At 57.9% G+C, this 7,904-nt stretch carries 6 protein-coding genes; 3 read left to right on the forward strand and 3 right to left on the reverse strand.

What is annotated here, in order from left to right:
- Positions 1 to 102: 102 nt before the first annotated feature.
- Positions 103 to 1,566: a xylulokinase gene (gene xylB, locus ABLV07_RS16205; protein WP_047064578.1), complete on the reverse strand. Its 1,464-nt coding sequence runs from the start codon at positions 1,564 to 1,566 to the stop codon at positions 103 to 105.
- Entirely contained in the window at positions 1,557 to 2,942 is a 1,386-nt protein-coding gene (dalD, locus tag ABLV07_RS16210) for a D-arabinitol 4-dehydrogenase (protein ID WP_348853615.1), read from the reverse strand. The genes xylB and dalD overlap by 10 nt, the downstream gene beginning before the upstream one ends.
- Positions 2,943 to 3,138: 196 nt before the next feature.
- Between dalD and ABLV07_RS16215 the strand changes: the two genes are divergently transcribed.
- Complete coding sequence (locus tag ABLV07_RS16215; RefSeq protein WP_116326835.1) at positions 3,139 to 4,080, forward strand: sugar-binding transcriptional regulator; 942 nt, start codon at positions 3,139 to 3,141, stop codon at positions 4,078 to 4,080.
- 13 nt (positions 4,081 to 4,093) lie between these two features.
- Here the strand turns inward: ABLV07_RS16215 and ABLV07_RS16220 are convergent, their stop codons facing one another.
- Positions 4,094 to 5,107, reverse strand: coding sequence for a substrate-binding domain-containing protein (locus ABLV07_RS16220; RefSeq protein ID WP_348853617.1), 1,014 nt, complete (start codon positions 5,105 to 5,107; stop codon positions 4,094 to 4,096).
- A gap of 288 nt (positions 5,108 to 5,395) precedes the next feature.
- On the opposite strand from ABLV07_RS16220, the gene ABLV07_RS16225 reads away from it, so the two are divergent.
- Positions 5,396 to 6,145 carry an SDR family oxidoreductase gene (locus ABLV07_RS16225; RefSeq protein WP_015365771.1) on the forward strand — a complete coding sequence of 250 codons (750 nt, stop codon included), beginning with the start codon at positions 5,396 to 5,398 and terminating at the stop codon, positions 6,143 to 6,145.
- Positions 6,146 to 6,177: 32 nt separating this feature from the next.
- A complete protein-coding gene (locus tag ABLV07_RS16230; protein WP_348853618.1) occupies positions 6,178 to 7,785 on the forward strand; it encodes an FGGY-family carbohydrate kinase in 1,608 nt (535 codons plus the stop codon).
- The last annotated feature ends 119 nt before the right edge of the window (positions 7,786 to 7,904 follow it).

Genomic DNA, 7,904 nt, shown 5'->3' on the forward strand with positions numbered 1-7,904 from the left:
ATGGCAGACCGAGCCACTGTTGGTGATTTACGGACATGGTGACCTCGTTGTTGTAGGGTGCAGGAGAATCACTCCGGCAGTTTCGCCGGAGCGTCATATGTCTTATTGCTGTCGAAAATGTCGGTCGTTGAGGTACAGAGACTGGAAATGGGCGTAACGCAGCATCAACGCCTGATGACGCTGCGGATCCGCCTGCCAGGTTTGCCAGATTTCCGGCTTATGACAAACGCTGGCCAGCGGCTTGCCCGCCGCCAGGCAGGCCAGCCGCGCCGCTCCGAGCGCGCCGCCGGTTTCCCCGCCTTTATGCGTCACCACCGGCATCGCCAGGATATCCGCCAGCAGTTGCGCCCAGAACGGACTGCGGGCGCCGCCGCCAACCAGTGAGCACTGGTCGATACGGGTTCCGCTCTCCTGCAACACGCGCAGGCCGTCAGCAATACCGAAGCTCACTCCCTCCAGCACCGCATATCCCAGTTGAGCGCGCAGGCTGGCATGGGTCATTCCCCAGAACATACCGCGCGCCAGAGGATCGTTATGCGGGGTACGCTCGCCGGAAAGATAAGGCAGGAAGTATGGCGCATTGGCTTTTTCGTCTTCGCTTAACTGGGCGACCTCCTCCAGCAGCGCCACTTCGGTGGTGCCGGTCAGACGACAGAACCACTGCAGACAGCTGGCGGCGCTGAGCATCACGCTCATCTGGTGCCACAGGTTCGGCAGCACATGACAGAAAGCATGCACCGCCGACTGCGGCGCCGGACGATAGCGATCGGTGACGACAAACAGTACGCCGGAGGTACCCAGCGAGATAAAAGCGTCTCCCGGCGACACCGCGCCAACGCCAATCGCGCTGACCGCATTATCGCCGCCGCCCCCCGCCACCAGCACCGAAGGATTAAGCCCCCAGCGTTCGGCAATGTCTGCCGCCAGCGTGGCGGAAACGTCGCATCCTTCCACCAGTTCCGGCATTTGTTGCCGCGTCAGGCCGCACTTCTGCAGCAGCGCGTCGGACCAGTCCCGCCGCGCAACATCCAGCCACAGCGTCCCGGCGGCATCCGACATATCGGAGACTTTTTTGCCGGTCATCTTGTAGCGCAGAAAATCCTTCGGCAACAGCACGCAGGCGGTACGGGCGAAATGCTGCGGTTCGTGACGCCGCACCCACAGCAGTTTCGGCGCGGTAAACCCCGGCATCGCCAGATTACCAGCCACCTGATGCAACTCCGGCGCCATCTCCTCAAGCTCGGCGCACTCCTGCGCGCAGCGGGTATCGTTCCATAAAATCGCTGGACGAATCACTTCGCCGCTGGCATCCAGCAGTACGGCGCCGTGCATCTGCCCGGAAAGGCCGATGGCTTTAATCGCCGACCAATGGCTCGCGCACTTCTCGCGCAGAGTGGCAATCAGATATTCCGTCGCTTCCCACCACGCCTGCGGCGATTGTTCAGACCATTGCGGATGCGGCCGTTGAATGGTCAACGGCGCGCTATGGCTGGCGACGACCGTATTATTTTCATCCAGCACCAGCGCTTTAACTTCCGAAGTGCCGAGATCGATACCTAAATACATAGCGCCTCCTGCTGGGTCAACGCGTAGACGGCGGCGATTTGCTCACGCAGCAGCGCCTGAAAATCCGCCGATTCCGCCTGCTCGCCAAATAAGGCTTTATCAGCAGCGTACCGGGCGATCGGATCAGGCGAATTAAACATGGCATGCACCGCGGCCTCATCGAGAATTCCGTCCTGGTACTGATACGGTAAAGCCCCTTTATGCCACTGCTGCATAAAGACAAAGAACAGCGCCGGCAACATAGCGGTAGCCTGCGGGCGCACGCCGCGCTGGTAGCACTCCTGCAGGGTTGGGGCAATCATCGCCGGGATTTTTGAGAATCCATCGGCTGCCACCCGCTGGTTGGTGTCCTGGATATAGGGGTTGGTAAAACGCTTGAGTACCACGTCGCGATAGGTTGCCAGGTCGATGCCGTTATCACCCAGACACGGGATCACATCTTCGCTGACGTAACGGTCAGCAATGGCGTAGATGGCATCGGTAAGCGTACTCTCGTGAATATATTGCTGGCCCAACAGGGTTCCCGCCCAGGCAATACAGCTATGTGACGCGTTAAGAATTCGAATCTTCGCCTCTTCATAGGGGATAACCGACGCCACCATCTCCACGCCCACCGTCTCAAGCGCCGGGCGCTCAGCGCGGAAATTATCTTCGACTACCCATTGAATAAAGGTTTCGCCCATCACCGGCGCTTTATCATCGATGCCGGTTTGCGCTTTGATACGTGGCGCCAGATCGGCGGCCGGGCGTGGCGTAATACGATCGACCATGGTGTTTGGGCAGGTCGCGTTCGCCGCCAGCCAGTCAATAACCTGCTGTTTACCGGTCAGTTGCAGAAACTCCACCAGCCCATCATGGAAACGTTCGCCGTTGTGGCGCACGTTGTCACAGTTGAGCAGCGTCAGCGGACCCGCACCGTCGGCGATGCGTTTTTCAAGAATCCGGGTGATGGTGCCATAAATGGTTTTGCAATCTCCCTGCAAATCGGCCTGCAGATCGGCGTTGCTGGTTTCCAGGCGATGCTGCGTATTGAGGTAATAACCCCCTTCCGTCACCGTGAAAGCAATGACTTTAGTCTGCGGGTTCGCGCCTTCATCAATCAGCGGCTGCAGTCCCGCCTGCCACGGCAGTAATTTTTGAATTGAGGCGATCTCTTCATATTCGCGCTCCCCTTCCGGGCTCACCGTCTCGAGGACGTAGCGTCCTCTCTGCTCCGCCAGCGCCTGCACCACGTGCTCGGCGTCGTTACGAATATTTCCCGCCGCGATATGCCAGCGCGAATCGCCGGAAACCCGCAGTCGATGCAGGTACCACGCCTGATGGGCGCGATGAAAAGAACCGAGACCGATGTGAAGCCATGTGAATTGCGTATTCATGTTCTGCTCTCCTTGAGGTGATGCGGCTCACTGTAGATGATCATTTGAATCAAATAAGAGCTACGGATCACAAAAGAGCAATTACCCATTTAAATTACAAATGACCAAAACAGAGCAAAAGCTTGCCTGTTTGGAAAACCGCAGCCAAAATGCGGGTATCTGCGCTACCGCGCCCGCGTATTTAAGGCAGGACACCGTGAGTAAAGAAGACGACATCAGGCTGGATCAGAAGGTCCGCGCCGCATGGATGTACTACATTGCCGGTCAGAATCAGAGCGAAATCGCCAGCCACCTTGGCACCTCAAGGCCGGTGGTCCAGCGCCTGATCGCCGCGGCGAAGGAAGAAGGTATTGTGTCGATTGGCTTGCATCATCCTGTGGCGAACTGCCTCGATTATGCGCAGTTGTTGCAGGAAAAGTATCAACTCATCGAGTGCAATATCGTGCCGACCTACAACGAAGAGAGTACGCTGGATAGCGTTTCTTTCGGCTGTTATCAGCTGATGGCCCGCTACCTGCAGAGCGATAACGCCAAAATAATCGGCATTGGTTCTGGATTAACGCTGAAAAAAACCATCCAGCGCATTGATTTCGATAGCCCAAACAGCCGCTGCGTGGCGCTGATTAGCGCAATGAACGATGAGGGGAAATGCAACTACTACGATGATGTGCCGTTGCTGCTGGCGCGGAAAATTCAGGCCAACTACTTTCAGTGGCCCGCGCCGCGCTATGCGCAAACCCGTCAGGAACATGAGATGTGGTGCGGCAGCCGACTGTTCAGCAATGTTTCTGCCGCAGCGCAGCAGGCGGACGTTATTTTCGTCGGTATCGGCCCATTGGGTACCCAAAGCCCGATCTTCAAAGACGGGTTTATTAATAAAGCCCAACTGGATGAACTGACGGCGCGCGGCGGCATCGGCGAGATCCTCGGCCGCTTTATCGATGCCGACGGCGGCGTCGTCGACAGCGAAATTAATCGGCTGATCACCAGCTACGATATCCGCCAAAACCAGTGCCCGCGAATAGCCGTCGCCTGCGGCGAGAACAAGCGCCCGGCGATCCTCGCGGCGTTAAAAGGTGGCTGGATTAACGGCCTGGTGACCGATGAACATACCGCCCGCTGGCTGCTGACGCGCTAGCGCCAGCGGCTTTTCACGCCAGATGCTCGCGGCTGCTAATCAGCAGCGGCGGGATCTCTACCCGCTGCTGGCTGGCTTCACCTGCGTCGATGATATTGAATACCGCTTCCAGCATCGCCGGGACGTTCTGCTGCACCATGTCAATATCGTGACCCAATAGATAAACAAATGGGTCCCAGTCAAAACAGCCCATCGGCGGCTGCTCGACGCCGGTCAGCCCTAACTGCGCCAGCCATCTCACCACCCCTTCCAGCGAGATGGTCGAGTTAACGAAGAACCCCTGCAGATGTTCATCGGCGCTTTTGAAACGCGCCTGCATGCAGGCTTCCACTTTGCCTTTTGAATAGCCCGGAGAAAAAATATTCTCTTCCGGCACGCTCATGCCGCGCGCCTCATGAGCATCGCGAAATCCGCGCAAACGCTCCAGGGTGTTGTGGTCGCTGCTGCGCCCGCCGACAAAAAACAGCGGTGCCAGTTTGCCGTGGCGATTGAGACTGTTATCAAGAATTTTATCGGTCAACGCGCGGGCGCCCGCGTAGTTGTCGGAGATCACCGACGGTGCGGTGGAGCCCGGTAGGTCAAGGTTGACCGTCGGCACCCCCGCCTGCTGACATAGCTCGGTAATTTTATCCGGATTAGTCGCCCCGGTCGCCACCACCCAGTCTACCTGCCAGGAGAGCATCGCCTTCACCGCTTCGATTTCCAGCTCTGGACGACGGCGAGTACAAGTAATAATCGGCAGCAGGCCGCGCTCACGCGCCATCTCTTCAAAGCCTTCCGCCACGGAACCAAAATAGCGGTTGTCGTATTTGGGGACAATCATCCCGATGACATGCGATTTTTTACTGCGCAACATGCTGGCCTGGCGATTAATCGCGTAGCCCTGCTCTTGCGCAATCCGCGTCACTTTTTCCGCAAGTTTGGCGCTGATACGGCGTTTTTTCCAGTTGCCATTGAGGATCGCGCTCACCGCGCTTGCCGAAACGCCGGATAATTCCGCCAGATCGTAGATAGTGATTTTTTTCATTTTCCCAACTTGCGTCACAAATTCATTTCGCTGTTAATTTCCCCACTTGCTCAATCGATGAAGCTGGCGCAACATTAGCTTCATCGATTGAGCAACCATGACGCTCGCTAGCGTATACACTCAATACTCGTTCAGACATCAGCAAATTGAAATAAATGGTGCTGATATTCAATAGATTAACTTAGTTACTCCTGCTCTGACAGGCCAGATTGTTGTAGCAGGTAACCGCTCCTCAAGCTCGTCGAGACCAGCTTGAAGAGCAAAACAGACAACATGAAGGATTATAAAATGAACCACTCCGTATCCTCTATGAATACTTCTCTTAGCGGCAAAGTCGCCGCGGTCACCGGCGCTGCTTCCGGCATTGGTCTTGAATGCGCGAAAACCCTGCTTGGCGCGGGCGCGAAGGTGGTTCTGATCGACCGTGAAGGCGAAAAGCTCAACAAGATTGTGGCAGAGCTTGGCGAAAACGCTTTTGCCTTACAGGTCGATCTGATGCAGGGCGAGCAGGTGGATAAGATCATTGACGGCATCCTGCAGCTTGCCGGACGTCTCGATATCTTCCACGCCAACGCCGGCGCTTATATCGGCGGCCCGGTCGCCGAGGGTGACCCGGACGTCTGGGATCGCGTGCTGCACCTCAATACTAATGCCGCCTTCCGCTGCGTGCGTAGCGTGCTGCCGCATATGATCGCGCAAAAATCCGGCGATATTATTTTCACCAGCTCCATCGCCGGCGTGGTACCGGTTATCTGGGAACCTATCTATACCGCCTCAAAATTCGCCGTACAGGCGTTTGTTCATACCACCCGCCGCCAGGTTTCCCAACACGGTGTCCGCGTCGGCGCGGTACTGCCTGGCCCGGTGGTCACCGCCCTGCTCGATGACTGGCCGAAAGAGAAAATGGAAGAAGCGCTGGCCAACGGTAGCCTGATGCAGCCTATCGAAGTTGCCGAATCGGTACTGTTTATGGTCACCCGTTCGAAAAACGTCACCGTACGCGACCTGGTTATTTTGCCTAACAGCGTTGATTTATAACCCCCGGTATCGGTGACTAAAAGGACGATTTTATGAATGGCGAGACTCAAACCATTATCGGCGTCGATGTCGGCTCCGGCAGCGTGCGCGCCGGGGTATTTAACCTCAGCGGCGAACTACTGGCCCACGCCACCCGAGAGATCACCCTCTTCCGCAGCGCCGGCAGCGTGGTGGAACAATCCAGCCGCGAAATCTGGCAGGCGGTTTGCGACTGCATTAAACGCGCGGTCGAAAAATCCGCCGTCTCTCCGCACTCGGTTGCCGGTATCGGCTTCGACGCCACCTGCTCGCTGGTGGTAATCGGTGAGAATGACGCGCCGCTGGCCGTCGGCCCCAGCGAAGAGGCGGAACGCAATATCATCGTCTGGATGGATCACCGCGCCACCGAACAGGGGGAACGCATCAATGCCACCCGCCATCCGGTGCTGCAGTACGTCGGCGGGACTATCTCCCCGGAGATGGAGACGCCGAAGCTGCTGTGGCTGAAAGAAAACCGTCCACAGATTTTTGCCGCCGCGCGCCATTTCTTCGACCTGGCCGACTATCTCACCTGGCGCGCGACCAGCGATTTGGCCCGCTCCGTCTGTACCGTCACCTGTAAATGGACCTATCTGGCCCATGAAAAACGCTGGGATGCCGACTACTTTCGCCAGATTGGCCTCGCAGAGCTGGCGGAGGAAGACTTCGCTCGTATCGGCCAGCGCATTGTCGATCCGGGTACGCCCTGTGGTGATGGGTTAACCGCGGCGGCGGCTGAAGAGATGGGCCTGCCTGTCGGTACGCCGGTGGCGGTCGGGATGATCGACGCCCATGCAGGCGGCATCGGCACCGTCGGCGTACTCAACGGCGCGGTGAATAATATGGCCTACGTCTTCGGCACCTCCTCCTGCACCATGACTACCACCGAGAAAGCGGTGTTCGTTCCTGGCGTCTGGGGGCCTTACTATTCGGCGATGGTACCGGGTTACTGGCTGAACGAAGGCGGACAAAGCGCCGCCGGCGCGGCTATCGACCAGTTACTGAGCTTCCATCCGGCAGCGGCAGAAGCGCGTGAACAGGCCAAAGCCGCCGCCGTTCCGCTGCCGGTCTGGCTGGCGGATCGCGTGCTGGCGCAGGTTGCCTCGCCGTCGGAGGCGGTGCAGCTGGCTGATGGACTGCATGTCGTGCCGGAGTTTCTCGGCAATCGCGCGCCGCTTGCCGACCCCCACGCGAAAGCGCTGATTGCCGGGCTGGGGATGGAGCGGGATCTTGATAATCTGACCGCGCTGTACGTCGCCGGATTATGCGGAATTGGCTACGGCCTGCGGCAGATCCTCGATGCCCAACGCGCCTGTGGTATTGGGAACGAAAATATCGTTATCAGCGGCGGCGCGGGTCAGCACCCGCTGGTACGCCAGCTGTTGGCCGACGCCTGCGGCGTGACAGTGGTCAGCACAGCCAGTAGCGAACCAGTATTGCTGGGTTCCGCCATCCTCGGCGCCGTCGCGGGCAACGTCGCCGCCTCGCTACCGGACGCCATGAAGCGGTTCACCAGAGTGGATAAAACCTATCGTAGCGAAACGGCGTTTAGCTCGCTACATCAACGCAGGTATGAGGCCTACAAAGCGCTACAACAGGCCGGTCGGCTAATCCGCGAATAACATACCTCTTTAATTTAATAACAATAATGCTCCGCTGTTGTGCAGCGGAGCCGCTCCTCTGCATCCTGAAATCGAGGTTAACATGTCCGTTAATAACCAACAGTGGTTCGGTCTGCCGC

This window comes from Klebsiella sp. CN_Kp097, assembly GCF_040064495.1.
GTDB classification, from domain to species: Bacteria; Pseudomonadota; Gammaproteobacteria; order Enterobacterales; family Enterobacteriaceae; genus Klebsiella; species Klebsiella aerogenes.